This is a genomic window from Antrihabitans auranticaus (genome assembly GCF_016481275.1).
In the GTDB taxonomy this organism is placed as follows: Bacteria; Actinomycetota; Actinomycetes; order Mycobacteriales; family Mycobacteriaceae; genus Antrihabitans.
Genome location: NZ_JAEMNW010000003.1, coordinates 355,524 through 379,660 on the forward strand (window position 1 = coordinate 355,524; position 24,137 = coordinate 379,660).

The window sequence follows — 24,137 nt, forward strand, 5'->3', positions numbered from 1 at the left end:
CGCGCGCCGATCAACGCCGCACGAGGTGCAGCGGAACCTGCGACGGCGACAGCACGAAGTCCTTGTTCGACGGGCTGACGGTGGCAGTGGTATCGAGTTCTGGCCGCCAGTAAGCGAAGAACGCGGCGGCCTGCAGCGTGATCGCCAATACCGAGTAGTGATTGCCCGGGCACCGACGGGGACCGATCCCGAACGTCAGCGACGTGCGCTTCTCGACGCGCGCGATGTTCTCGGGCGACCACCGTTCGGGATCGTGGCGGTTCGCGTTCTCGTAGTACGTGTCGTCGCGGTGAATCATGTACGGGCTGTAGGCGATGGTCGCGCCGTCCGGAAGCGTGAAGCCGCCGAGCGACACCGGACCGTTCGCGGTACGCGTGCTGACCCACGGCGCCCACATTCGCAGCGTCTCCAGCAGCACCGTCCGCAGGTATGGCAGCTCCGGAACATGTTCTGCGCGAACGGCATCGAAGCCGACGACAGCATCGATCTCCTCGTACACCTGGGCCGCAACAGCCGGGTTCGCGAGCGTCTCGTAGATGATCCAGCCGAGCAACGAGGCCTGCGAACCAACTCCGCCCGCCATCACGAGGATCAGCTCGTCGATGATCTCCTCGTCCGACAGAGTGGCCCCGGTCTCCTTGTCGGTATGCCGGATCAGGGCAGACAGCACGTCGCCGCGGTCCTGATCGTCGAGCCGGTACTGCACGACGACCTCACGAATTGCCGCGCGAAGCCGTCGTGACCTGCGGGCGAACCGCGAGTTCGCGATCAGCCTGCTCTTGCGCACCGCCGCCGGCAGTGACCCACGGCGCACCACCTCGGTGAGCAACCACGGGATGTCGATGCGGATCTGCTCCTTGGCGTGCTCGGTGAAGTCGCCGCGAAAAAGCGTCGAGGAGACGGTCTCGAGCACAAGTCCGTGGATCGACTCCATCAGGTTGACGTCCTGCCCACCTGGCAGTTCAGCGGCCCACTTGTTCGCGATCTCGGCGGTAACGACCGCGTAATCGGCAAGCCTGGCCTGCTTGAATGCCGGCGCGATCATTCGCCGGCGCAGCTCGTGCTCCTTGCCGGTGAGAATGTTCACCGAGTTCAAGCAGATCTCTTTGATGGACTCGGCGAGCTCGTCGCGGCGCCAGAGGTCCTCGTTGAGGCTGACGTATCGAATCAGCTCAGCGGTCGTCACCAGGTAGGCAGGCTTGGGCCCCAGATAGATCCGTACGACCTCCCCGCACCCGGACAGTGAGCCGATGAACTCGAGCGGATTTCGGAGAATCGACAAGCTGTGACCGAGCAACGGCAATCGACCGGGAGCGGTCGGTAGTTCCGAAAGCCGTGCCGTCATGAGCCATCCTTTGCGCGTCGTAGATCGAGGCCTGAAGGAAAGGCCCCCAACGTTCATATCGGACGCGAGGCCCGAATCGATAACCGGACCGCTCTACGAGCGCGCCGAACGCGCATTCGCGCAGCTGGGACAGAGGACGGAATCGTGGCTGACGTGCCAGCCGTTCACTCGCGCAGCACCGATCGGGTCCCCGCCCACCGCCGCTGAGCTGAACCGTCGCTCACAGTGCCCGCACCGTAGTAGCGCCGCATCGTCGCGGCCGTCACGAGTCATCATTGCCGCCGTCATTGCGCTGGTCAGCCCGAAGGGTACTCGTCGTGCGAAATCGGCACCGGAACAGCTTGTTCGAGCAGATCGGCGTCGTCGGCGTCCCATTTGTGATCGACCACAACGGTCGGCACATCGTCGTCGATCAGAATCGACTGTTCGGCGCGATCGGCGTCGTCGGCGTTCGGAAAGGTTTCGGTCATCAGGCGCACTCCTCGACTGTGGCGATCTGATCGGTGCATGTTCGTGAGTTCCGGTGGGCGCCGCCCGGCACCCACCGGTTCGGGCTCCGTCAGACGTCGATCGATCGATGGCCGTTGCCACGCCCGATTTCGATCTTGCGTGGCTTCGCCTTCTCCGCGACCGGGATCGTCAACCGCAGCACGCCGTCGGTGTACTCGGCTTCGATCCGGTCGGTGTCGAGATTCTCGCCGAGGAACAGCTGTCGGCTGAACACTCCGGCGGGACGCTCCGACGCCAACATCTCCCGACTCGAATCTACTCCCGGACGCTGCGCGCGCACCGTGATGACGTTTCGCTCGATGTCGAGATCCAGCGAATCCGCATCGATACCAGGCAGATCGAGCTCGACAACAAATCTGTCACCGTCACGCCAGGCATCCATCGGCATCACCGCCGGTCGCGCAGCAGTGCCGAACGCATGCTGCGTAAGGCGGTCCAGGTCGCGGAACGGATCAGTACGCATCAACATTGTGGCCACCTCCGAACACTCCAATCTTTCTATGTGAGGGCAGAAAACCTGTGTGGTCTGCCATAGATTTTTTGTACCACTAGCGGCAATGGCGCGCAAGACCCACGCAACGCACCGTCCGGTGCGGCGTTCGAACACATAGCGAAAGGCCCCGACCTGACGGTCGGGGCCTTTCGTGGTGTGCGCCCGAAGGGATTCGAACCCCTAACCTCCTGATCCGTAGTCAGGTGCTCTATCCGTTGAGCTACGGGCGCAAGTAAAACTATTCAAATTTGGCGGAGGCGAGAGGATTTGAACCTCCGGTCCCCCGTAAAGGGGACAACTCATTAGCAGTGAGTCCCATTCGGCCGCTCTGGCACGCCTCCCGAGCTTCCTTGAAGAGGAGCCGGTCCTTTCGAACCGCCGAGGGGAAAGGTTACACAGCCACTCCCCGCGACGCAAAACGCCCTATCGGAGGTTGCTGTCGAACCAGTCGAAGATCCTCGTCTGGGCATCGATCAGCACGTCTGCACCGTCGTCACCGGACGCCGATGCGGCGTCCGGACGATGCCCCAGACCCTCATAACTGACGACGTTGGTCGCGACCACCGCCTTGGCGACGGCGTCGCTGAGCTGCTCGACATGGTCGTGCGGCGTTTCGGGGTCGTCGACGCCGTACAACCCCAGCCACGGCGCCTGCAGGTTGGGCGCCGCATCGAGAAGTCGTGGCGCGTCGTCGGTGATCGGCGAGACGATGCCGCGCGCGGCCACGCTCACCGCAGCGCCGATCGGACGGTTGGTCGCGACGAGCATCGCAGCTGTGCCGGCATCGTCGAATCCGAGAACCCCCACGCAATCCGCCAGCACCCCGCGGCCGACCAGCCAGTCGAAGCAGGCATCGAAGTCGGCAAAGAGGTTGTCGCCGAACACCTCCGCGGTGGTTTCGGTCGTAGACCGATGGAACAGGTTGGGCGCAACGGCAATCCAACCCTCGTCGGACAGGGCACGCATCAAACCGACGAGCGCGCCGGTGAATTCACGCGCCTCGTGCAGAACCACGATCCCGCCGCGCGCGTGGCCGTCGGGCTCGATCGCCCGGACTGGAACATCCCCATCCGATGTGGTGGAACCGCCGTCCGCATCCCGCAGACGTGCAAAGTCCTCGAAGAATCCCGACATAGAAACAAGCGTAGGGGCCAAGCCCGCCGCGTGCTCGACATTGTTTCCGCCGCATACTTGAACGGTGACCGCACGCACCCGTCCTGACCTCGAATCGATCCCGACCTATGTCCCCGGTCGGAACTTTCCGGGTGCGATCAAGCTCGCGAGCAACGAAACCACTCTCGGACCGTTGCCGTCCGTCGCGAAGGCCGTCGCCGAGGCCGTCGAACTGGCCCACCGCTACCCCGACAACCGCTCGACGGAACTTGTTGCTGCGCTTGCGGCCTCGGTCGGCGTAGCGGCCGACCACGTTGCCGTCGGCTGCGGCAGCGTCGCACTGTGCCAGGAGCTGGCGCAGATCACGTGCAACGCGGGTGACGAGGTCCTGTACGCGTGGCGTTCGTTCGAGATGTATCCGATCGTCACGCAGGTCTCCGGCGCGGTTGCCGTTACTGCTCCGCTCACGAGCGGGCACGTCCACGACCTCGACGCGCTGGCCGCGGCCGTCACGGACCGGACGCGGCTCATCTTCGTCTGCAACCCGAACAACCCGACAGGCACGGCAGTGGGTCGCCGCGCGCTCGAAAAGTTCCTGGACGCGGTGCCCGCACACATCCTCGTCGTGCTGGACGAGGCCTACTTCGAGTACATGCGATTCCCCGCCGACGACTTTCCGGACGGCGTCGCCATCGGGCGCACCCGGCCCAACGTGGTCGTGCTGCGGACGTTCTCGAAAGCGTACGGACTGGCGGGCCTGCGCGTGGGATACGCGGTCGGGGATCCATCCGTCATCAGCGTGCTGGGGAAGGTTCACGTGCCCTTCAGTGTCAACGTCGCTGCGCAAGCTGCCGCAATCGCATCGCTCGACGCGCAGGCCGAACTGCTGGACCGAACAGACGCGATCATCGGCGAGCGTGCCCGCGTGCGGGACGGTCTGTTGGCAGCGGGGTACGCGGTTCCGGAGTCTCAGGCAAACTTCGTCTGGCTCCCGTTGGGCACCCAAGCGGCTCGGTTCAGCACCGAGTCCGCCGAGGCGGGCGTCCTGGTCCGCCCGTACGGCGTCGACGGCGTGCGCGTGACCGTCGCGGACCCGCACGAAAACGACGCGTTCCTCGAGTTCGCGACCACCGGGCCCGGCAGTGCCGGTTTCGCCGCGGCAACTCGGTCGGAAACCCAAACGTAACTGCCGCGCCGTTCACTGACGGCTCGTTCGTTGGCAGACTTCGATCGGTTGGAAAGGTGGTGGCTGTGCTCGCACGGAGGCCGACCGGACGTCGTCAGCCGGTCCGGGCGCTGACGCTCGCCTGCGTCCTCCTGGCCTGCGGAACGGTCGGCCTGCCGATGGCGGCCGCAGACAACGACGACACGATCGACGTACGGCTGCTCGCGCTCAACGACTTTCGCGGCAACCTCACCCCACCGGAGGGTCGGGCCGGCGTCGTCGAACAGGTCGACGGCAACTCGGTGCCCGCGGGCGGTGCAGCCTTTCTCGCCGCATACGTCAAGCAAATGCGCGGGCAGGCGCAGCACTCGCTGCTGTACTCGGTCGGCGACAACTGGGGACCGTCGTCGCTGGAATCGACTCTCTTCCACGGCGAACCCGTCGTCGACCTGCTCAACCACATGGGTGTCGCCGCGTCCGGTATCGGCAACCTCGAGCTTGCCGGCGGCCTCGCCGAGCTGCAACGACTGGAACGAGGCGGCTGCCATCCGGTCGACGGCTGCACGTTCGACACCACGTACGGCGGCGCCGAATTTCCTCTGCTGGCGTCGAACCTCATGGTCGACGGCGTCCCGGCGACCGTCCCGTTCGATGTCGATTTCGTCGACGGCATCCCGATCGGCGTCATCGGCGTACTGCCCAGCGACGCCGGGCGAACCATCGCCGCGGATCGCAGCGCCGGCCTGTCCTTCGGCGACGAACTCGAAGCTATCGACAGAACTGCCGACCTCCTCGACTTCTTCGGCGTCAAAGCCATCGCCGTACTCCTGCACAAGGGCGACGACTCGGGACCCGGCGGACCGGACGCATGCAATCTGACGACCGGCTCTGCGCGGCGGATCGCCGAGCGTGCCGACGCGAAGATCGACGTCGTCTTCACCGCCGCAGGCAACCGCCAGTACGACTGCACCGTCACCGACCCGATGGGTAAACCGCGCGTCTTCATGCAGGGCGCGTCGGACGGTCGTGCGGTGGCAGTTGCGGACGTCGTCATCGATCGCAACACGCGGGACGTCGTTCGCGACCAGACGAGCACGTTCAATCAAGTCGTCACCCGTGACATCGCGCCGGACCGTGAGGTCGAGCAACTTGTCGACCGCGCTCGTTCGGCGGCGTCCGCGATCGGCGAACCCGTCGTCGGAACGGCCGTTTCAGACATCGTTCGCGACAAGGCGCCAAGTGGTGAATCTCCGCTGGGCAACCTGGTCGCCGACGCCCAGCTGGCCTTCGCACGATCCGCCGGAGCGCAGGTCGCTTTCACCAATCCGGGCGGCCTACGCGGTGATCTGGGGTCCGCCGACGGGTTCCTGACCTACGCCGATGCCTTCGCCACCCAGCCGTTCGGAAACCAGGTCCGCGTCGTGTCGCTGACCGGTCAGCAGGTACGCGAGGTCCTCGAGCAGCAGTTCCAGCCGGGCGACGGCACTGTTCGGCGCGAGATCCTCGCGCCGTCCGGCAACCTCCGTTACGCAATGCGAGGCAGCGCTCCGCCCGGGGAGCGCATCGTGGACCTGACGATCGACGGCGTACCCGTCGACGACGCCGCGGCGTATCGCGTTGCGGTCAATTCGTCTCTGGCGGACGGCGGCGACGGCTTCGCGGCCTTCCGGAACGGTCAGGACCCGGTGGATGCGGGCACGGACATCGACGCCCTGGTCGCCTACTTGGCAGCGAACGGTCCGGTCGGCCCGCCTGCTACCGACCGGATCCGCGTGCTCGATTAGGCAGTGCCGAGGGCGGCCGCCAACGTCGGCCACGAATCGTGCAGGTCGCCCTGCCAGTAGGGCCACGAGTGCGTGCCGTAGAACCGATAGACGAACTGGGCTGGAATGCTCAAAGAATCGAGCCTGGTCTGAAAGTCGCTCGTGCACATGTTCGCACCGATTTCCAAAGGTGCACCGGTGGACAACAACGTGCCGAAATCGTTTCCGAGCACGAAATCGGGCGGTCCGAGGACCCCGTTGCCGACCGAGATGTACATCGCCTTCCCGCGCAGGTTCTCGGCGAGAGTTCCCGGGTCGTGCTCGCGCCAATCGGGATCGCTGTCCGGTCCCCACATGTTCGTCGCGTCGCCGCCGCGCGAGGCGACGGTGACGCGGACCAACTGCTTGGCTTCCTCGCGACCGGTGTCCGGGCACGCGCTGAACGCCGATATCGCGCGATACAACTCCGGATTGCGCGCGGCGAGAATCAGCGCGGCCTGACCGCCCATCGAGAGGCCGCCGATCGCGTTGACGCCGTTGCCGTCGAACTGACCGTCGATGATCGGCGGAAGTTCGCGCGTCAGGAACGTCTCCCACATATTGATGCCGAGCACCGGATCGGGCTTCTGCCAGTCGGTGTAGTAGCTCGCCTTGCCGCCGACCGGCATCACGACGTTCACGTTCTTGTTCGCGAAGAACTGCGCCGCATCGGTCTTCTGCAGCCAGTCGCTGTTGTCGTTCTCGCTGTCGACTCCATCGAGCAGGTAATACGACGGGCGCGGGCCACCGCCCGCCGGGTGCAGGATCTGGATCTGGACCACCCGCTGCATCGCAGGCGACTCCACGAAAATATTGGTCTGACTTGCACTGATCACGTTTGTCGAGACCACGCGCGCAGCAGCCTCCCGTGGCACCGGTGGTGGATCGGCGACGGCCGTTTCACCGCAGGCCAGTGCCACCGCCAGCGCCAGGCTTGCGGCAACTGTTACGTGCCAGCGCATACACTCAACTCCTCTGCGACAAAGCTGTCGCGTATCCCAACGTTGCGCAAGTGGTATGCCCAATGATGGTCCGCCGCAATCGGGAACCTGGGGAACGCGCCGGACCTCACACTTTCGGAGTGGACAACACTTCCGCAGGCACAATAGACGGGTGCACCCGACAACAGGAGGACTTCGACAGTGGAACTAGCCATACTGGTTCTGTTGCTCATCCTTGCGTTGGCGATCCTCGGCGCACTCGGCGTCCTGATCGTTTCGGTGCGGCAATCGGCGCAGCGCGCGACGCCCAGACCTTCGCCTGCCATTGTGCAGAGCGCGCGAAATATCGGCCGCGGTCGCATCATCACGATCGAAATTCTGAACCCCCTCGAGGTCGCTTCGGGCCAGAGCTGGTTCGCTGGAATCGCGAGCAGCCTTGCGCCGTCCCTGGTCACGAAGACGGTCTACGACACCGCCGCAAAGATGATGCGCCAGGAGCTCGCGGCAGCGGGAGTCGAGGCCGTCGTCGACGTCGCAATGACGACAGCAACACCGCAGACCGCCGTTGCGCCTCCCATGGGCATGGCATCGGGCGAGTAACTCGCACCCTGGGTCAGCCACCCTGGGTCAGCGCAGCGCCCTGTGGAACAGATCGAGGGCAAGGCCTAGGCACTGGTCGGCGAGTTCGGCGTCGTAACGGGCACCCTCGTCACGCAGGAACGCGTGCTGGCCGTTGACCTCCAGCCAGGTGAAGTTCGTGTCCGCCGCTACCAGCGCCGCGCGAATTTCGTCGCGGCCTTCCTGCGGCACGTGCGGGTCCTGCCGCCCCCAGATCGCGAGCAGCTCGCCGCGAATGTCGCCGAAGCGAGTGATGGTGTCGTCGTTCTTGCCTTCGCCGAGCGTGCGCGAATGAATATCGGTCGCGTAGAAGCTCGCGGTGGCCTGCACGTCCGGTTGAAACGCTGTCCGCCACGCGAGGTGCCCGCCGATACAGATACCCATCGATCCCAGGGCACCGTTGCACGCCGAATGCCCAGCGAGGAGGTCGAGGGCGGCGCGCACATCGGCGTCGTAGGACGCCAGCGTTTTCGTGAACTTGTGTGCGTTCCCCCTGTCGGCACCCGCTTGGTCGTACTCGAGGACCACGCCGGGTTCACCTTCCAACTCGTGGAAGATCTCCGGAACGGCGACCACGTAGCCGTGGCCCGCGAGGTACGCGGCGACGCGCCGGATCGGGCCTGTGACCTGGAAGATCTCGGAATAGAACACGACGCCCGGGTACCGTTTTTCGCCCGCGGGCCGGAGGATGTAGGTCCGCATCGGGCCGGTTGGCGTATCGACGTCGACGTGCTCTTCCGGCGCCAGAATCATGGCGCGACCGTACCAGTCGAGCGCGAAGGATCGCCGAGACTCGGAAATAACGACAGCTAATCCATCGAGTAACAATTGCAACATTGGCAACTTTCGCCACAGCGATGATGACATGCTGCAAATCGGTCGGGCACGGTCCGCGCGGTTGCACCGCGAGAACTCCTGTTGTGCGCACCGATTTTCGTGATCATGGCTCGAAAGGAGCTCCGACAGTGCTGGCAGACCTGCGCAGCAGTGCGCCGCCCAGAGCATCGACGTGTGTTCGTTCCCAACGTCGCGGCCGCGCGCTCACCGTCACACTCGCAATCGGGATCGCAGTGAGCTTTGCATTCCTGGGCACCGGACCATCGGTCGCTGTACCCGCCCCGGTCAACCTCTGGGTTGCCGACCTCGCCCTCGACAAGGTGATCAAGTCCGAGGCCGGCACCGGCAAGCAGGAAGCGGTATTCACCAAGGGCGTCAAAGACCCCGAAGGTGTCGCGGTCGACGGCAAAGGAAACGTCTACATCGCCGACAGCGGCAATCACCGCATCCTCAAGGTTCCTGCCGACGGCAGCGAACAGGTCGACATCGGGTTCGCGCTCAACAGCCCCAAAGGCGTCGCAGTCGACGGGTCGGGCAACCTCTACATAGCCGACAGCGGCAACCACCGCGTCCTCAAAATCGCCGGTGGGACGCAGTCCACCCTCGCCGCACCCGGCGTCATCTACCCGACCGGCGTCGCGGTCGATTCCGGCGGCAACGTGTATTTCGCCGACGCCTACAACCACCAGGTCTTCAAAGTCACCACCGGTTCGACGACGGGGACGCCGATCGCAGCGACAGGCCTGAACGTACCGCTCGGCCTCGGCGTCGATTCCGCAGGCAACGTCTATATAGCCGACAGCGGCAACCACCGCGTCGTGAAGGTGCCGGCCGACGGCAGCGTACAGACGGTCGTCGGCGTCGGACTCAATCACCCGAGCGGCGTGACGATCGACAGCGCGAACAATGTGTACATAGCCGATACCGGCAATCACCGGATCGTGGAAGTCCCGGGTGACGGCAGCGCGCAGACCACGATCGGCCAGGACTGGGACACCCCGGTCGGGTTGGTTGCTCGCGGAGTTTCCGGCAACGGGCAGTGCTCGGGATCCTCGTGCCTGTTCGGTTCGAGCTAGACGAACCGGTCGAGGACCTCGCCGACGTGCCGGATCGTACCCAGGTGACCGGCACCGGGCCACACCGTGAGAGTGGCATTCGGCAATAGTTCGATGAGCGATCGAGCCTGCGCGAGCGGAACCATCGTGTCGTCGGAACCGTGCATGACCTCGACGGACTTCGTGATGCCCGCAACGTCGAAACCCCATGGCCGCGCAAGCGCAGCATAGTCGTCGACCACGCCGCCCGGACCGGTCACGAACGCGCCCGTGAACATCAGCATCGCGTCGGCAGGGGTGCCGAGGTCAGCGATCACTTCGCGATCCGACTCGGCCAGCTCGCCGGCGAAGGAATCGACCGCACGGCTCGGCGCAACCCGCGCTGCGAAACCGGTGATGCCCATGATCCTGCGCGCGAGCCACGGACGCCGGACGGCGAGGTCGAGCATCTGACGGTCGGTCTTCTCGAATTGCTCACGCGTGGCCCAGACCCCGATCTGGCCCATGCCCGCGGCGACCACGACACCGTCGACGCGGTCCGGCGATACGGCCGCGCTTGCCAGCGCGTACGGTCCGCCGCCGGAATAGCCCCACACGCCGAACCTGTCGATGTCCATGGCGTCGGCGAAAGCCGCAAGGCTGCGGGCGTATTCGGCGACGGTCCACCCGCCGGGACGCGGACTAGAGAAGCCGATGCCGGGTCGATTCGGCGCAAGAACTCGAATGTTGCGAGCCGCCGCTGGTTCGTCTGCCCACGCGAACCCAGCGCCGCAGGCCGGAACGCCATGCAAAGCGAATACGGGGCGGCCCCGGGGATCGCCGTAGGCGCAATAGCCCACGGTTGACCCATCCGCGAGCTGGACGGTCAGAACGTCAGTTCCCACAGCCGGCCTCCGAGTCGACTTCCCGAAGTTTGGCGGAAGCGGAGGGATTTGAACCCCCGGTCGTTCTCACGACGCTCGCTTTCAAGGCGAGTGCATTCGGCCGCTCTGCCACGCTTCCGTCGCAGATACTAGTCGTAATCGACGGCAGGTTCGTCGCAGGCCTCACCCTCGTTGCCTTCGAGGATCGCTTTCTCCACCTTCGCGAAGATTTCGCCGAATGCCCGAACCTGTTCCGGGGTCAGCAGATCGATGAAGTTTCGCCGCACGCCTTCGACATGCGTAGGCGCCGCCTCGGTATGTCTACGACGGCCCTCGTCGGTGAGCACGGCCAGCACGCCGCGGCCGTCGTCGACGCACGTACTCCGGCGCACCATGCCCTGGGATTCCATGCGCCTGATCTGATGGGTCAGCCGACTGCGGGAGGAAAGGACACCGTCGGCGAGATCGCTCATTCGCATCGAGTTTTCGGGAGCCTCGGACAGCAGCACGAGAATCCGGTACTCCGCGAGCGACAGATCGTGATGGATTTGGAGGTCCCGGTTCAGGGCTTCCAGCAGCAGATGATCGCCGGCAACGTAGGCGCGCCACGCTCGCTGTTCCTCAGCGCTGAGCCAGCGCGGGGGCGCTACCGGCTCATCCGACAAATTCTGCTGCACAACGCCATCGTATTCGGCGACGAGCAACCCCATTCGCACTTCACGCCCCTCTCACCATGCGGCAACAGAATGTGAGCCCGTAATGTCGTTCCCGGCGCAACATTTGCGCAGCAGCGAACCGCATCCGCGTTTCTTCAGCTGGTGGAATTGCGGTCGTAATCAGCACGGTGGTCCTTATCGCTCGGACCGCGCTCGGTCGAACTCGAGAAAGGTAATTCGCATGTCGAATTCACAGGCGAGTCCTGTGCAGAACATCACCCTCGCAGGGTGGGGTCTGCTCGGCTCGGCCGGACTTCTGCTCGTCGTGAGTTTCCTGCCATGGTGGACCATCGAAACGCCAGGCGAATCCAGGTCCGAGAGCGGTTGGTTCGCGTTCTGGTGGATCGGAGTCGTATTGGCGGTAGTCGCCGCCGTCGCGTACGCATTGATCGTCTTCGAAGTCGTCGAGTTCAAGGTCGACGTTCCGCTCCCGCTCGTTGTCGCATATGCAAGCCTGGCGACCTTTGTCGTCACGTTGCTGGCACTTGTCCATACACTGCTGAAGAACACGTTCGACGGCGTCGACCTGTCGGAAATTCCGAAGGAAGCACCGATTGCGTGGGGTCCGTCGTTCGGGATCTACATCGCGTTGATCGCAGCTGCGGTGCTCGCATACTGCGGTTCGCTGGCCGCGCAGGAAGCCGGTGCGAAGCTCCCGTTCACGGTGCCGGGTCGCAGCGTCCGCTAGCGGTAGCGTCAGGTCATGCGCGCGATCACTCTGACCGAATTCGGCGGACCCGATGTCATGGCGTGGACCGAGGTTCCGAGCCTGCGACCCGGGCACGGCGAAGTACTCATCGACACGGTCGCAGCCGGGGTCAATCGCGCCGACCTCCTGCAACGCCAGGGCCACTACCCGCCACCACCCGGCGCGAGCGACGTCATCGGGCTCGAGTGCTCCGGTGTGATCTCCGAAATCGGTGACGGCGTGACGGGCTGGCAGGTCGGCGACCGCGTGTGTGCTCTGCTCTCCGGCGGCGGCTACGCCGAAGAAGTCGTTGCGCCGGCAACTCAACTGCTGCCCGTGCCGGAGTCTCTCGACCTGTACGCGGCCGCATCGTTGCCCGAGGTCGCGTGCACAGTCTGGTCGAACGTCGTGATGAACGGCGGACTGCACTCCGGCCAGCTGTTGCTTGTGCACGGCGGCGGCAGCGGCATCGGCACCCACGCAATTCAGGTCGCGGTCGCGCGGGGCGCAACGGTCGCGGTGACCGCGGGTTCCGAGTTCAAGCTGGATCGCTGCCGCGAACTCGGCGCGTCGATTCTCGTCGACTACCACAACGACGACTTCGTCGAAGCTGTCCGGAACGCGCCGAATCACAAAGGCGCAGACATCATTCTCGACAACATGGGCGCGAAGTACCTGAGCCGCAACGTCGATGCGCTCGCCAACGACGGCCGGCTGATCGTCATAGGCATGCAGGGCGGCATGAAGGGCGAACTGGAGCTCGGGAAGCTGCTCATGAAGCGCGGAACCGTGCATGCGGCAAGCCTGCGTGGACGCCCCGCGACCGGACGCTCGAGCAAAGCGGCGATCGTCGCCGACGTCCGTGAGCATCTGTGGCCGCTCGTCGCCGATGGCACCGTCCGCCCGGTGGTGCACGCGGAACTTCCGATCACCGATGCGGCACAGGCGCACGGCCTGCTCGATTCAGCAGAGACGGTCGGAAAGGTTGTCCTGCGCATTCGGTAGATAATGAGTTCCAGCGACGGCCTGCACCCAGAGACCTGCACCCAGAGAGAGGTGGCGCGCGATCGATCCGCTCGTAGTACCGATCTGCCGGCTCGACACCGGCCGAATGGTCGCGCTCGAGGTCAGGCTGCGCGGTGTCAGCGAGGTTCAGACCGTGGTCACCGGAACCGCGATCGACGCGAACGGCGGCCAACCACCGAACGTGGTCGATGACGCGGTCAGCGGACACTCGGTCACCGGCTACGGGACGAGCCCAGTGTTGGTTGTGCTCGAAATGGATGCCGTCACAGGCTTGCCCGCCGGCATCGGACATTCGACAGACCAGCGCCGCCACGTGGTGCTACTCGGTATCGACCCGATCGCCGGCGAGCCCGCGGCGACGCTGCGGACGATCCGCCAGGTTCGGCGGGACGGACACCTCATCGCGATCGACCACATCGGCGCGCGCCCGGAAGCCCTGGCGATGCTGCCGCTGATCGAACCCGACATCATCTTCCTTGCGCCGCATCTGCTCGCACGACCGGCGAACCCCGAAACGGCGCGTGTGGTACACGCGGTGAACGCGCACGTGGAACGCACGCTGGCCGCAGTCGTCGCCACCGGCGTCGACTCCGAACAGGCGCGTAGACGCGCGTTGGCCATCGGCGCACAATTCGGGCAGGGCCAGCTCTTCGCAGCAAACGCGCCGCTAGAGCAGGACCACGACGACTGGCCCGCCGAATCTCTCGCGCCCGCCACCCGTGGACCGCGTGCCGAATACTTGCGATCGGCAACTCCGTTCGAAATCGTCGCCGCACGCCGCCGGCCGACGATCACCCGCAAGGATTTGCTCGTCATGATGAGCCGGATGCTCGAGGCCCACGCCATGACGGCGGGTCCGGAAGCAATTGTGCTCGGTACTTTTCAACAGGCGCACCAGTTCACCGCAGCAACGCGCGTCGTGTGGGAGGCCCTTGCCGAACGCGCCGCATACGCCGGCGTTTCCGGCGTCGGCCTGGTACCAGGGGCGAATACCTCGAGCGGCATCCATTTCGCACCGCTGGATGCCGGCGACCGGCTCGTGCACGAATGGAGCGTCGTAGTCATCGCGCCGCTGTTCGGTGCTGTCCTCAGCGCTCGCGACCTCCACCGTGGGAACCCGGAACGCAACCGCGAATTCGAGTACGTCGTCTCCTACGAGCACCGCACGGTCATCCGGTCAGCGCATTCGATACTCGACCGGTTCACCAAGCACGGATAGGCAGCGTTACGGGGTGTCGGCCAGCTCGGTCTGCTGAATCCGGACGAGCGACCGGCCGAGCTGGTCGATGTCGTATTTGATCGTGTACGGCGCGAGCCCGATCGTGACCGCGCCGCCCTCGTCGTTGACACCGAGCGCGTCGAGTAGACGGCTACCACCGTGGCTGCCGCTCAGCGTGCCGATTCGGTCATCGGCGAGCTTCCCCGCGACCCTGTCGGACTGCATTCCGCCGACGGTGAAGCTCACGGTCGGAATGCGCGTCGAAGCCTTGCCGATGACGGTGACGTTCGGGATTTGCTGAAGCGTTTCCATCAGGTAGTCGAACAGCTCGTCGTGGTAGGCCTGCAGCGAACTGATCGAAGCTTCCAGCCGCTCGCGGCGCGTGCCCGTCGCCGATTCGTCGAGCGAGGCTAGATAGTCGATCGACGTGGTCAAGCCCGCGAGCATCGCGTAGGAATGGCCGCCGACCTCGAGGCGCTCGGCACCCTTGGCGTACGGGTTCAGCGACATCGCGGGAATCCGGTCGAGAAACGCCGGGTCGCGGAAGACGAGCGCGCCGACCTGTGGACCGCCCCACGACGGACCACTGACCGCGACGACATCGGCCCCGAGTTCGTCGATGTCGATATGTGCGTACGGTGCCGCACCGATGGCGTCGACGACCAGCAGGCCGCCGACCTCGTGGACCCGGTCGGCAGCGACACGCACGTCCGGCGCCGAACCGACGATCGGCGATGCGGCAGTGAGCGCCACCAGGCGAGCCGTCGGACCGATCAACTCCTCGAACTGCCACGACGGCAGCTCGCAGGTATCGATCTCGACCTCGGCCCAACGCACGTGTGCGCCGTACCGATTCGCGATCCGCAGCCACGGCGCGACGTTGGCCTCGTCGTCCAGGCGCGACAATACGATGCCGGTACCGAGCCCGAGGCGCGAGCTCAGGGACTCTGCCAGCCACGCGAGCAGCAGCGCACGATCGGGCCCGAGCACGACACCCGCGGGATCGCCGCCGACGAGATCCGCAACGGCTTCGCGGGCGCGCTCCAGGATCGCGGCACTGCGCTGAGCGGACACGTGGCGCCCGGCATGAGAGAACGACGACGTCCGAAATCCAGTGGAAACGGAGCGTGAAACGGAGTCCGGAACGAGCATGCCGGCCTGCGGATCCAGGTGCGTCCAACCATCGCCCAGGGACGGGATCAAACCCCGAACCCGGGCGACGTCGTAAGTCATGCCCGACACTCTAAATGGTCCTCGTACGCCATAGTGACGCAGATCCCTCTCCTCGAACGAGTGACCGCTCGGTCACCGTGCAGTACCTGCTCGCCCGGACGACGATAGTTCCGGGCACCTTTAGCGCAATCCCGTGCGAACCGACAAGATAGGGGTTATGACGCAATCGGACAATGAACAAGTTGTCGTAATCGGCCCCGACGGGCAGCCGCTTGCACTGAACATTGCCCCGCCCAGCGACGGGACGCAAGGTGACGGCGATTCCAGCGAATCGCTCGCGGACATGGTCGAGCAGCCCGCAAAGGTCATGCGTATCGGCACGATGATCAAACAATTGCTCGAGGAAGTCCGCGCCGCCCCGCTCGACGACGCAAGTCGCGCGCGGCTCAAGGAGATTCATCGCTCGTCGATCACCGAGCTCGAAGCGGGACTCGCACCAGAGCTGCGCGAGGAACTCGAACGGCTGACTTTGCCCTTCAACAACGACTCTGTGCCGTCGGATGCCGAACTCCGCATCGCGCAGGCGCAACTCGTCGGCTGGCTCGAAGGACTGTTCCACGGCATCCAGACGGCGCTGTTCGCGCAGCAGATGGCCGCCCGCGCGCAGCTCGAGCAAATGCGACAGGGCGCGCTGCCGCCAGGAATACATGCGGCGGAAGCACGCCAGCACGGCACCAACCTCACCGGCGGAACCGGTCAGTACCTATAGCGACCGGAACAGGCACCTGGCCCGCGGGGCCCCGCGACACAGGTAGGCTCGACCCCCGTGTCAACTGCTTCCCCGGATACCGACGATGCGATCGTGCCTGTCTCCGACTCGCAAACGTTCCGGCGAGCGTTCAAAGACCTCCGCGACGGGTTTCACCAACGCGAACTGTGGTTGTCGCTGGGCTGGCAGGACATCAAGCAGCGCTACCGCCGCTCGGTGCTCGGCCCGTTCTGGATCACCATCGCGACCGGCCTGCAAGCCGCCGCGATGGGTGTCCTGTACTCGGCGCTGCTCGATATTCCGCTGACCGAGTTCCTGCCGTACGTCACGGTCGGGCTGATCGTGTGGAACCTGATCAGTGCGAGCATCCTCGAGGGCTCCGAGGTCTTCATCGCCAACGAAGGCCTGATCAAGCAGTTGCCGTCGGCGTTGAGCGTGCACGTCTACCGCCTGGTCTGGCGGCAGATGCTGTTCTTCGCCCACAACTGCCTCATCTACGTTGTGATGCTCGTGGCGTTCGGGGTGTGGCGCGACCTGCACTGGACGGCCGTCTTCGCGATTCCGGCGCTGGTCCTGCTGATGCTCAACGCGATGTGGGTGTCGATCGTGTTCGGCATCTTCTCCACCCGTTATCGCGACATCGCACCGATCCTCGGCAGCATGACGCTGATGCTGTTCGTGCTCACACCGGTGATGTGGACGACCAAAACGCTGGAAGCCCAGGGCGGCAACGTCGCCGAGCGCGCAAAGCTGGCCGAGCTGATTCCGACGTTCCACTACCTCGACATCGTGCGCGCGCCGTTGCTCGGCGAGGACCAACAGGCCTATCACTGGTACATCGTCATCGGCATCACCGTCGTCGGCTGGATCGTGGCCATACTGTCGCTGCGCAAGTTCCGCTCACGCGTGCCTTACTGGGTTTAGGGGCCTGCCACACATGACTGTCAGCATCGAGACACACGGCGCGTGGGTCGAATTCCCGATCTTCGACGCGAAATCGCGGTCGCTCAAGAAGGCGTTCCTCGGCAAGGCCGGCGGCGCGATCGGGCGCAACAGCTCGAAGGTCGTCGTCGTCGAAGCATTGCGCGACATATCGCTGAACCTCAAAGAGGGCGACCGGATCGGGTTGGTGGGCCACAACGGTGCGGGCAAGTCCACGCTGCTGCGCCTGCTCTCCGGAATTTACGAACCCTCGCGCGGCAGCGCCCAGATCCGCGGTCGCGTCGCACCGGTCTTCGACCTCGGCGTCGGCATGGACCCCGAGATCTCCGGGTACGAGAACATCCTGATCCGTGGCCTGTTTCTCGGTCAGACGCGCAAGCAGATGCTCAGCAAGATCGACGAGATCGCCGATTTCACCGAACTCGGCGACTACCTCGAGATGCCCCTGCGGACCTACTCGACCGGCATGCGGGTTCGTCTCGCCATGGGCGTGGTGACCAGTATCGATCCCGAGATCCTGCTGCTCGACGAAGGCATCGGTGCCGTCGACGCCGAGTTCATGAAGAAGGCGCGCAAACGGCTGCAGGCGCTCGTGGCGCGATCCGGAATTCTGGTCTTCGCCAGCCACTCCAACGAGTTCCTCGCCCAACTCTGCGACACCGCGATGTGGATTGATCACGGCACGATTCGGATGCACGGCGAAATCGAAGACGTCGTGACCGCATACGAGGGTCCGGAAGCCGGCCAGCACGTCGCACGGACCCTGCTCGAACTCGAAGCGGAAAAAGCCCGTGAAGGCTGACTCGGTAATTGCGGTGGTGGTGACACACAAGCGCCGCGAGCTGCTCGTCGAGTCGCTACGGGCGGTCTCCTCGCAGTCGCGACCGGTCGACCACCTGATCGTCGTCGACAACGGCAACGAACCGGACGTTCGCCAGGTGGTGACGAGCCAACCCGTGGCGACGACGTACCTCGGTTCTCGCCATAACCTCGGCGGCGCAGGCGGATTCGCGCTCGGCATGCTGTACGCGCTTTCGCTGGGTGCCGACTGGGTGTGGTTGGCCGACGACGACGGTCGACCCGACGGTCCGGAAGTGCTGGCAACCCTGCTGGATTGCGCGCAGCGCCACGGGCTGGCAGAAGTGTCGCCGGTCGTGTGCGATATCGACTCTCCGGACGACCTGGCCTTCCCGCTCCGCCGCGGGGTCGTCTGGCGGCGGCATCGGTCCGAGCTGGGCGACGAGGACTTCCTGCCCGGCATCGCGTCCCTCTTCAACGGCGCGCTTGTGTCGTCGAAGGCCATCGACGCCATCGGTGTCCCGGACCTCCGGCTGTTCGTCCGCGGCGACGAAGTCGAAATCCACCGGAGGCTCGTCCGCTCGGGATTGCCGTTCGGCACCTGCCTGCAGACCGCCTACCTGCACCCGAACGGCGCGGCGGAATTCAAGCCGATCCTCGGTGGCCGAATGCACACGCAATATCCCGACGACGAGACCAAGCGCTACTTCACATACCGCAACCGCGGCTACGTGATGTCGCAGCCCGGGATGCGGCGACTGCTGCCCCAGGAGTGGATCCGCTTCGGCTGGTTTTTCCTCATCACCCGCCGCGACCCCGCCGGCCTGCGGGAATGGCTTCGCTTGCGCAAGTTGGGGCGCAAGGAGCTTTTTGTCAGGCCGTAGGCGCAACGGCATTTAAATCAGTTGCGCGGTTTCGCGCTCGCATGTCATCGTCATTGCAGTCGTTCGAAGAGATCTGAAAGGAGGTGGAGTTCGTGGCTGTCTTTGTTGTGCGCCTGCCGCATTCCACCTCCATTCCCAGCTGACTCTCACGCCTGTATCCGCGTCGAGGTCGGCAATATCCTCGACGAAGGAACCCCCAAGTGCTGGAAACAAACCAGCTCGGCCGCTACGGCTGGACCGATGCTGTTTCTACTCGCTTCATCCACCTCCTCCACGACGAACTCGTCCCCGCACGCGTGCTCCGCGTCGACCGTGGCGAGTGCGACGCAATCACCCCGACCGGTCAGGTCCGTGCCCGCGTGCTCGACCTCCAACTGTGCACCGGCGACTGGGTCACCATCGGTGACCGCGGCGGCGCCCCGACCGTCGTACAGCTTGTCCCGCGGCACACGGCAATTACGCGGTCCTCAGCTTCGGCTCGCTCGGAGGCGCAGGTGCTGGCCGCAAACGTCGACACCGTCCTTGTCGTGACCGCTCTCGACGGCGACGTCGACCTCGGTCGCATCGAGCGCATGCTGGCTCTGGCCTGGGAAGGCGGCGCACAACCTGTCGTCGTACTGACCAAGGCGGACGCGGCCGAGGACATCGACGACGCGCTCGTCGATGTCCGTTCGGTCGCACCAGGTGCGACCGTCCTCGCCGTCAGCGCGGCAACCGGCGAAGGCCTCGAGATACTGACCGCTGTTCTCGACGGCACCGTCGTGCTGATCGGACCGTCCGGCGCGGGCAAGTCGACACTGGCCAACGCACTGCTCGGCGAGGATCGGTTGGCAACCAACGCGGTTCGTGACGTCGACGGCAAGGGCCGGCATACGACGGTCCATCGCGAGCTGTTCCCATTGCCTTCCGGTGGCACGCTGATCGACACTCCGGGACTGCGGGGCGTCGGGCTGTGGGACGCGACAGCCGGCATCGAGAAGGTCTTCAGCGATGTCGAGGGTTTCGCGGAACTCTGCCGTTTCAACGACTGCGCGCACAACGCCGAACCCGGCTGCGCGGTCGTCGATGCCATCGATCGTGGACTGCTCGCGCCGCGCCGGCTCGAGAGCTACCGCAAGCTCGTCCGCGAAAACGAATGGGTCGCGTCTCGTACCGACGCTCGCATGCGCGCTGAGCGCACTCGCGAGTTCAAGGTGCAGACCAGGGCGATGCGGGAGGTCTATCGCAGCCGTCGGTAGCACGGGACTAGCGTGTCCCGTACACACAGCTATCGATAAGGAGCCGCGATGACGGGACCTGGAGAAAAGCCGCTTGCCGGTAGGACGATGATCATGTCGGGCGGCAGCCGCGGGATCGGTCTCGCGATCGCCCTCAAGGCTGCCGCTGACGGCGCGAACATCACCCTGATCGCCAAGACCGACCAGCCGCATCCCAAGCTGCCCGGCACGATCCACACTGCCGCAGCTGAATTGGAAGCGGCGGGCGGTCAGGTGCTGCCGTTCCTCGGTGACGTTCGCAACGACGACTCCGTTGCAGAGGCGGTCGCGCAGACCATCGCAAAGTTCGGCGGTATCGACATCGTCGTCAACAATGCGAGCGCGATCGACCTCTCGCCGACCGACACCATCTCGATGAAGAAGTACGACCTGATGCAGGACATCAACTGCCGCGGCAGTTTCCTGCTGTCCAAGTTGTCGATCCCCTCGCTGCGCGAATCGGCGAAGGCCGGTCGCAACCCGCACATCCTCACTCTGTCGCCGCCGCTGAACCTGAACCCGCGCTGGGCCGGTGCGAGCTTGGCGTACACCATCGCCAAGTACGGCATGAGCATGACGACCCTCGGCCTCGCCGAGGAGCTGAAGAAGGACGGCATCGGCGTCAACTCGCTGTGGCCGCGCACCACGATTGCGACCGCTGCCGTACAGAATCTGCTCGGTGGCGATCAGGTAATGAACTCCTCGCGTACGCCGGCCATCTACGCGGATGCCGCATACGCCGTGTTGACCTCGCCGGGCACGACCGCGACCGGAAACTTCTACCTCGACGACGAGGTGCTCGCCGCCGCGGGCGTCACGGACCTGGAGCAGTACCGCGCAGGCGACCCCAATACAGAACTCCAGTTGGACCTCTTCCTCGACTAGAGATCGGTAGTGTTTGGGCGTCTGATCGAGGAGGACGCGGTGAACGACGACTCGCGGCGTCACGATCTGAATATTCTCGAAGCGATCTCTCGCGCGGCGACAGACGGTGTCATCGTTTCCGATGCCGACGGCACGATTCTCGAGTTCAATGTCGTCGCCGAAAAGATCTTCGGACGGTCTCGGGCTGAGGTTGTCGGCCAGAAAATGGTCGACATCCTCGTCCCACCACCTCTGCGCGATGCCCACCTCGCTGGAATAGCCCGGCAACGTGCCCGTCCGGTGCCGATGTCCGGCTCGATGCGTTTCGGCACGTTGGGCCTGCATGCGGACGGGTCGGCAATTCCACTGGACATCGCGCTGTGTACCCCCGATACCGGTCGAGGGTCGGACCTCGCGGTCTCGTTCATCCGTGCGCGATCGCCGTCGCCGGTCGCGGACCAAGCAACTGTCCCCCACCTGGATGCACGTATTCAGGGCGTTCCCGGCTCACCTGAGCAGGTTGCCGAACTGCTCGTGTCCGCGCCCTTGATCGTTTTCGCGCTCGATCATGAAGGAAACATCGAGGTTTCACTCGGTGGCGGGCTCGCCCGGATCGGCGTCCAGCAGTCCGAACTGGTCGGACGCAGTATCTACGCACTCCGACCGAACCGGCCCGACCTCAGAAGAATCTTTGCGCGCGCCGTTGCCGGCGAGAAGTTTCGCGCCTTCGTGGAGCTCGACGGTTCGGTGTGGGATACGCAATTCCAGCCGATGCTCGGGCCGGACAGGGAAGTCATCGGCTCTCTGGGTGTCAGCGTCGACGTGACCGCGCAGATCGTCAGCGAACAGGCCCTGCGACTCTTGGCCGAGACCGATACGGTGACGGGTCTGGCAAGCCGCCGACATACCGACGCCTGCCTTGCCCGCATTCTCGCAGCGAACGATCCGCTGGCCCTGATGCTGATCGATCTCGACGACTTCAAGGACATCAACGACTCGCACGGCCACGCCATCGGGGACCTCGTCCTCGCGCGCATCGGAAAGCGCCTGCGGCGGGCCGTTCCGGCCGGTGCGATCGTCGGCCGCCTCGGTGGCGACGAGTTGGTCGTCGGGCTGTCCAGCGGGAACGTCGAATACGCGTCGCGAATTGCCGATGCCATATTGAAAGCGGTCTCCAAACCGATGCGTATCCGCGGTTCGGACGCACGGGACGCACTCGACCTCGACATCTGTGTGACGGCGAGCATCGGTATCGCGGTCGCGCCGGAAGACGGCGTCACGACGTCCGTGCTGATGACCCGTGCCGACAGCGCGATGTATGCAGCGAAGCGATCCGGCCGCGCGTCGCATCGGTTCTATCGAGCGGACGCCGACCGTGCAAGCCGCCGCCTCAAGGTCTCGACCCGGCTGCGGGGTGCGATCAACGCCCGGGCGATCGAAGTCGAGTATCAACCGGTGATCGACTTGCGCGACTCGTCCATCGTCGGCTTCGAAGCGCTCGCGCGCTGGAACGACGCCGAACTCGGCTCGGTCAGTCCCGGTGAATTCATTGCGTTCGCAGAGAATTCACCGCTGATCGACGACCTCTTCGAACTCGTCCTTTCGCAGGCCATCGATATGGCGGTGGCATGCAACGCCGGCATCCGGCGAACCTCGTCGTCGTCGACTCCGCGCAGCCATGGCGGCGACCTCTTGACGGTCAGCATCAACGTCGCTGCCCGCCAGCTACGCGATCCGGTACTGCCGACCCGCATCATCAGCGCTGCAGAATCCGCGGGGCTGCCGCCGTCATGCATCGTCCTCGAGCTCACGGAGACTGCACTGATGGAAGATTCCGAGCGAACGACGACGCTGCTGAGCGTGCTGCGCGACGCGGGCGTGGGGTCGTCATCGACGACTACGGCGTCGGCTACTCGAACATGGCACGTCTCGGCGATCTGTCGACCGCCGGCATCCTCGACGGCGTCAAGATCGACCAGACCTTCGTCGCCGACCTGCCCACCGACCGCGCGAAAACGCTGTTGACGATGTTCGTCACGATGACCAATTCACTCGGCGTGTACGCCGTCGCGGAAGGCATCGAGGACGCCGAGCAATTGGCAGCGTTGCGCGCACTCGGCTGCCGCTACGGGCAGGGCTGGCACTTCGCGAAACCTATGCCCCAGCAACATGCTGTTGCGCTGGTCGGCACGTTCTAACCGATTCGCTGTGCCGAGTGCTCCCCCTCGGCCAACTCTTTGAGCGTCAGTAACTGCTTGCGCATCATGACCAGGTCGCCGATTGCGATGAGGTGGCCCACAAGTCTCGGTCCACCGAACCGCACACGGACGTGAACCCGGGATCCCGCCGCTTCCGGCGCCACCGCATACGTCACCGATACGGACGGCGTGCGGAGCGTGATGTGCCGATCGGCGACGTAGGACTGCAGGGTGAACAGGTTCATGAACCGCTGTCCGACGGCGAGGTCGGCGAGCGCTCGGTCGCGTTCGCGCGGGCTCGATTTGCCCCAATTGTCGAGCAGGTCATAGCTGTACGGCGCGACTCGCAACTGGCAGAACCAGCCGAACACGGTGGCCGGCGGTGCGGCGATCGAGATTGCGCGATCGACGCTCAGGCCGTCGGGAAACAGCGCGTCACACGGTTGTTCCGTGACGCACTCCGTTGCGGTTGCGCGCCAGTTCGCTCCGAACATCACGCCACCGCTGCGATTCGGCGCAGCATTCGCCGGACGACGATCTTGTGTCCGCCGCTGCCGATGACCAGCGCCTTGTAGATGCGACCGTGGATTCCCGGGAACTCTGCCCAGGTCTGGGCGCGGACGACCGTCCTGCCCGGTCCGTCCTCGTCGAGTTCGAAGATCAATGCATACCGGGAAAACGGATGCCGTCCTTTGAGCGCGAACCGTTCTGGCGGCGTTGCGATATCCAGCACGAATCCGGGCGGAACAGTGCTCGGGTCGGCCGGATTTCTACACACCGTTTTCACGACCGCAGCCCATGCCCGTTGCCGGTCGGAGTTGACAGTTGTGGCATGCTCATCGATATAGGGTAAACGTTCCAT

At 64.9% G+C, this 24,137-nt stretch carries 24 protein-coding genes, 3 tRNA genes and 1 pseudogene; 14 read left to right on the forward strand and 14 right to left on the reverse strand.

All coding sequences use genetic code 11. The features are described 5' to 3' along the window. Window positions 1-10: 10 nt before the first annotated feature. From JGU72_RS15990 to JGU72_RS16015, 6 genes are all read right to left on the reverse strand, one after another. Window positions 11-1,345 (reverse strand): cytochrome P450, encoded by a 1,335-nt coding sequence (locus JGU72_RS15990; protein ID WP_199684943.1) that lies wholly within the window; start codon window positions 1,343-1,345, stop codon window positions 11-13. A 296-nt stretch (window positions 1,346-1,641) separates the two neighbouring features. Then, window positions 1,642-1,815, reverse strand: a complete 174-nt coding sequence (locus tag JGU72_RS15995; RefSeq protein ID WP_233532491.1) for a hypothetical protein — start codon at window positions 1,813-1,815, stop codon at window positions 1,642-1,644. Between the two features lie 89 nt (window positions 1,816-1,904). Further along, window positions 1,905-2,324 carry an Hsp20/alpha crystallin family protein gene (locus JGU72_RS16000; protein WP_199684945.1) on the reverse strand — a complete coding sequence of 140 codons (420 nt, stop codon included), beginning with the start codon at window positions 2,322-2,324 and terminating at the stop codon, window positions 1,905-1,907. A 181-nt stretch (window positions 2,325-2,505) separates the two neighbouring features. Continuing rightward, window positions 2,506-2,578, reverse strand: a tRNA-Arg gene (locus JGU72_RS16005). Between the two features lie 19 nt (window positions 2,579-2,597). Next, a tRNA-Ser gene (locus JGU72_RS16010) sits at window positions 2,598-2,689 on the reverse strand. An 82-nt stretch (window positions 2,690-2,771) separates the two neighbouring features. Further along, complete coding sequence (locus tag JGU72_RS16015) at window positions 2,772-3,482, reverse strand: dienelactone hydrolase family protein (RefSeq protein ID WP_199684946.1); 711 nt, start codon at window positions 3,480-3,482, stop codon at window positions 2,772-2,774. A 64-nt stretch (window positions 3,483-3,546) separates the two neighbouring features. On the opposite strand from JGU72_RS16015, the gene hisC reads away from it, so the two are divergent. Continuing rightward, complete coding sequence (gene hisC / locus JGU72_RS16020; protein WP_199684947.1) at window positions 3,547-4,647, forward strand: histidinol-phosphate transaminase; 1,101 nt, start codon at window positions 3,547-3,549, stop codon at window positions 4,645-4,647. A gap of 158 nt (window positions 4,648-4,805) precedes the next feature. Beyond that, a complete protein-coding gene (locus JGU72_RS16025) occupies window positions 4,806-6,410 on the forward strand; it encodes a bifunctional metallophosphatase/5'-nucleotidase (RefSeq protein WP_199685353.1) in 1,605 nt (534 codons plus the stop codon). On the opposite strand, the gene JGU72_RS16030 is transcribed toward JGU72_RS16025, so the two are convergent. Continuing rightward, on the reverse strand, window positions 6,407-7,390 hold the full coding sequence (locus JGU72_RS16030) for an alpha/beta hydrolase (protein ID WP_199684948.1): 984 nt from the start codon (window positions 7,388-7,390) through the stop codon (window positions 6,407-6,409). The genes JGU72_RS16025 and JGU72_RS16030 overlap by 4 nt on opposite strands. A 180-nt stretch (window positions 7,391-7,570) precedes the next feature. Between JGU72_RS16030 and JGU72_RS16035 the strand changes: the two genes are divergently transcribed. Continuing rightward, window positions 7,571-7,969 (forward strand): hypothetical protein, encoded by a 399-nt coding sequence (locus JGU72_RS16035; protein WP_199684949.1) that lies wholly within the window; start codon window positions 7,571-7,573, stop codon window positions 7,967-7,969. Window positions 7,970-7,996: 27 nt separating this feature from the next. Here the strand turns inward: JGU72_RS16035 and JGU72_RS16040 are convergent, their stop codons facing one another. After that, complete coding sequence (locus tag JGU72_RS16040; protein ID WP_199684950.1) at window positions 7,997-8,740, reverse strand: dienelactone hydrolase family protein; 744 nt, start codon at window positions 8,738-8,740, stop codon at window positions 7,997-7,999. A gap of 212 nt (window positions 8,741-8,952) precedes the next feature. On the opposite strand from JGU72_RS16040, the gene JGU72_RS16045 reads away from it, so the two are divergent. After that, on the forward strand, window positions 8,953-9,900 hold the full coding sequence (locus JGU72_RS16045; RefSeq protein WP_199684951.1) for an NHL repeat-containing protein: 948 nt from the start codon (window positions 8,953-8,955) through the stop codon (window positions 9,898-9,900). On the opposite strand, the gene JGU72_RS16050 is transcribed toward JGU72_RS16045, so the two are convergent. From JGU72_RS16050 to JGU72_RS16060, 3 genes are all read right to left on the reverse strand, one after another. Next, the gene (locus JGU72_RS16050) at window positions 9,897-10,763 is read right to left on the reverse strand and encodes an alpha/beta fold hydrolase (RefSeq protein ID WP_199684952.1); all 867 of its coding nucleotides are present in this window, start codon (window positions 10,761-10,763) and stop codon (window positions 9,897-9,899) included. The two genes, JGU72_RS16045 and JGU72_RS16050, sit on opposite strands and share 4 nt — an antisense overlap. A gap of 30 nt (window positions 10,764-10,793) precedes the next feature. Beyond that, a tRNA-Ser gene (locus JGU72_RS16055) sits at window positions 10,794-10,881 on the reverse strand. 10 nt (window positions 10,882-10,891) lie between these two features. Beyond that, complete coding sequence (locus JGU72_RS16060; protein WP_233532591.1) at window positions 10,892-11,407, reverse strand: MarR family winged helix-turn-helix transcriptional regulator; 516 nt, start codon at window positions 11,405-11,407, stop codon at window positions 10,892-10,894. A 232-nt stretch (window positions 11,408-11,639) separates the two neighbouring features. On the opposite strand from JGU72_RS16060, the gene JGU72_RS16065 reads away from it, so the two are divergent. From JGU72_RS16065 to JGU72_RS16075, 3 genes are all read left to right on the forward strand, one after another. Beyond that, window positions 11,640-12,146 (forward strand): hypothetical protein, encoded by a 507-nt coding sequence (locus tag JGU72_RS16065; protein ID WP_199684953.1) that lies wholly within the window; start codon window positions 11,640-11,642, stop codon window positions 12,144-12,146. A gap of 15 nt (window positions 12,147-12,161) precedes the next feature. After that, window positions 12,162-13,151 carry an NAD(P)H-quinone oxidoreductase gene (locus tag JGU72_RS16070; protein WP_199684954.1) on the forward strand — a complete coding sequence of 330 codons (990 nt, stop codon included), beginning with the start codon at window positions 12,162-12,164 and terminating at the stop codon, window positions 13,149-13,151. Window positions 13,152-13,257: 106 nt separating this feature from the next. Then, window positions 13,258-14,391 (forward strand): EAL domain-containing protein, encoded by a 1,134-nt coding sequence (locus JGU72_RS16075; protein ID WP_199684955.1) that lies wholly within the window; start codon window positions 13,258-13,260, stop codon window positions 14,389-14,391. A 6-nt stretch (window positions 14,392-14,397) separates the two neighbouring features. Here JGU72_RS16075 and JGU72_RS16080 read toward each other — a convergent pair whose 3' ends face one another. Beyond that, window positions 14,398-15,624 (reverse strand): cysteine desulfurase-like protein, encoded by a 1,227-nt coding sequence (locus JGU72_RS16080; protein WP_199684956.1) that lies wholly within the window; start codon window positions 15,622-15,624, stop codon window positions 14,398-14,400. Between the two features lie 157 nt (window positions 15,625-15,781). Here JGU72_RS16080 and JGU72_RS16085 point away from each other — a divergent pair, with 157 nt between their 5' ends. From JGU72_RS16085 to JGU72_RS16115, 7 genes and pseudogenes are all read left to right on the forward strand, one after another. Next, window positions 15,782-16,333 (forward strand): bacterial proteasome activator family protein, encoded by a 552-nt coding sequence (locus JGU72_RS16085; protein ID WP_199684957.1) that lies wholly within the window; start codon window positions 15,782-15,784, stop codon window positions 16,331-16,333. Window positions 16,334-16,390: 57 nt separating this feature from the next. Next, window positions 16,391-17,257, forward strand: coding sequence for a galactan export ABC transporter permease subunit Wzm/RfbD (gene wzm, locus JGU72_RS16090; RefSeq protein ID WP_199684958.1), 867 nt, complete (start codon window positions 16,391-16,393; stop codon window positions 17,255-17,257). A gap of 13 nt (window positions 17,258-17,270) precedes the next feature. Continuing rightward, window positions 17,271-18,077 (forward strand): galactan export ABC transporter ATP-binding subunit Wzt/RfbE, encoded by an 807-nt coding sequence (gene wzt, locus JGU72_RS16095; RefSeq protein ID WP_199684959.1) that lies wholly within the window; start codon window positions 17,271-17,273, stop codon window positions 18,075-18,077. Further along, on the forward strand, window positions 18,067-18,957 hold the full coding sequence (gene glfT1 / locus JGU72_RS16100) for a galactofuranosyltransferase GlfT1 (RefSeq protein ID WP_199684960.1): 891 nt from the start codon (window positions 18,067-18,069) through the stop codon (window positions 18,955-18,957). Before wzt ends, glfT1 begins: the two co-directional genes overlap by 11 nt. A gap of 200 nt (window positions 18,958-19,157) precedes the next feature. After that, window positions 19,158-20,195, forward strand: a complete 1,038-nt coding sequence (gene rsgA / locus JGU72_RS16105; protein ID WP_199684961.1) for a ribosome small subunit-dependent GTPase A — start codon at window positions 19,158-19,160, stop codon at window positions 20,193-20,195. A gap of 48 nt (window positions 20,196-20,243) precedes the next feature. Continuing rightward, complete coding sequence (locus JGU72_RS16110; protein ID WP_199684962.1) at window positions 20,244-21,098, forward strand: SDR family oxidoreductase; 855 nt, start codon at window positions 20,244-20,246, stop codon at window positions 21,096-21,098. A gap of 39 nt (window positions 21,099-21,137) precedes the next feature. Further along, window positions 21,138-23,275: pseudogene (locus JGU72_RS16115) on the forward strand (putative bifunctional diguanylate cyclase/phosphodiesterase). Here the strand turns inward: JGU72_RS16115 and JGU72_RS16125 are convergent. Beyond that, on the reverse strand, window positions 23,272-23,769 hold the full coding sequence (locus JGU72_RS16125; protein ID WP_199684965.1) for an SRPBCC family protein: 498 nt from the start codon (window positions 23,767-23,769) through the stop codon (window positions 23,272-23,274). The pseudogene JGU72_RS16115 and the gene JGU72_RS16125 overlap by 4 nt on opposite strands. Further along, on the reverse strand, window positions 23,769-24,137 hold the full coding sequence (locus tag JGU72_RS16130) for a hypothetical protein (RefSeq protein ID WP_199684966.1): 369 nt from the start codon (window positions 24,135-24,137) through the stop codon (window positions 23,769-23,771). Before JGU72_RS16130 ends, JGU72_RS16125 begins: the two co-directional genes overlap by 1 nt.

What these genes read in the sequence shown, in the direction of transcription:
- JGU72_RS15990 (WP_199684943.1), bottom strand. Translation starts at nt 1,345, where the DNA reads ATGACGGCACGGCTTTCGGAACTACCGACCGCTCCCGGTCGATTGCCG.
- JGU72_RS15995 (WP_233532491.1), bottom strand. Translation starts at nt 1,815, where the DNA reads ATGACCGAAACCTTTCCGAACGCCGACGACGCCGATCGCGCCGAACAG.
- JGU72_RS16000 (WP_199684945.1), bottom strand. Translation starts at nt 2,324, where the DNA reads ATGTTGATGCGTACTGATCCGTTCCGCGACCTGGACCGCCTTACGCAG.
- JGU72_RS16015 (WP_199684946.1), bottom strand. Translation starts at nt 3,482, where the DNA reads ATGTCGGGATTCTTCGAGGACTTTGCACGTCTGCGGGATGCGGACGGC.
- JGU72_RS16025 (WP_199685353.1), top strand. Translation starts at nt 4,806, where the DNA reads ATGGCGGCCGCAGACAACGACGACACGATCGACGTACGGCTGCTCGCG.
- JGU72_RS16030 (WP_199684948.1), bottom strand. Translation starts at nt 7,390, where the DNA reads ATGCGCTGGCACGTAACAGTTGCCGCAAGCCTGGCGCTGGCGGTGGCA.
- JGU72_RS16040 (WP_199684950.1), bottom strand. Translation starts at nt 8,740, where the DNA reads ATGATTCTGGCGCCGGAAGAGCACGTCGACGTCGATACGCCAACCGGC.
- JGU72_RS16065 (WP_199684953.1), top strand. Translation starts at nt 11,640, where the DNA reads ATGTCGAATTCACAGGCGAGTCCTGTGCAGAACATCACCCTCGCAGGG.
- JGU72_RS16070 (WP_199684954.1), top strand. Translation starts at nt 12,162, where the DNA reads ATGCGCGCGATCACTCTGACCGAATTCGGCGGACCCGATGTCATGGCG.
- JGU72_RS16075 (WP_199684955.1), top strand. Translation starts at nt 13,258, where the DNA reads ATGGTCGCGCTCGAGGTCAGGCTGCGCGGTGTCAGCGAGGTTCAGACC.
- JGU72_RS16080 (WP_199684956.1), bottom strand. Translation starts at nt 15,624, where the DNA reads ATGACTTACGACGTCGCCCGGGTTCGGGGTTTGATCCCGTCCCTGGGC.
- JGU72_RS16085 (WP_199684957.1), top strand. Translation starts at nt 15,782, where the DNA reads ATGACGCAATCGGACAATGAACAAGTTGTCGTAATCGGCCCCGACGGG.
- wzt (WP_199684959.1), top strand. Translation starts at nt 17,271, where the DNA reads ATGACTGTCAGCATCGAGACACACGGCGCGTGGGTCGAATTCCCGATC.
- JGU72_RS16110 (WP_199684962.1), top strand. Translation starts at nt 20,244, where the DNA reads ATGACGGGACCTGGAGAAAAGCCGCTTGCCGGTAGGACGATGATCATG.
- JGU72_RS16125 (WP_199684965.1), bottom strand. Translation starts at nt 23,769, where the DNA reads ATGTTCGGAGCGAACTGGCGCGCAACCGCAACGGAGTGCGTCACGGAA.
- JGU72_RS16130 (WP_199684966.1), bottom strand. Translation starts at nt 24,137, where the DNA reads ATGGAACGTTTACCCTATATCGATGAGCATGCCACAACTGTCAACTCC.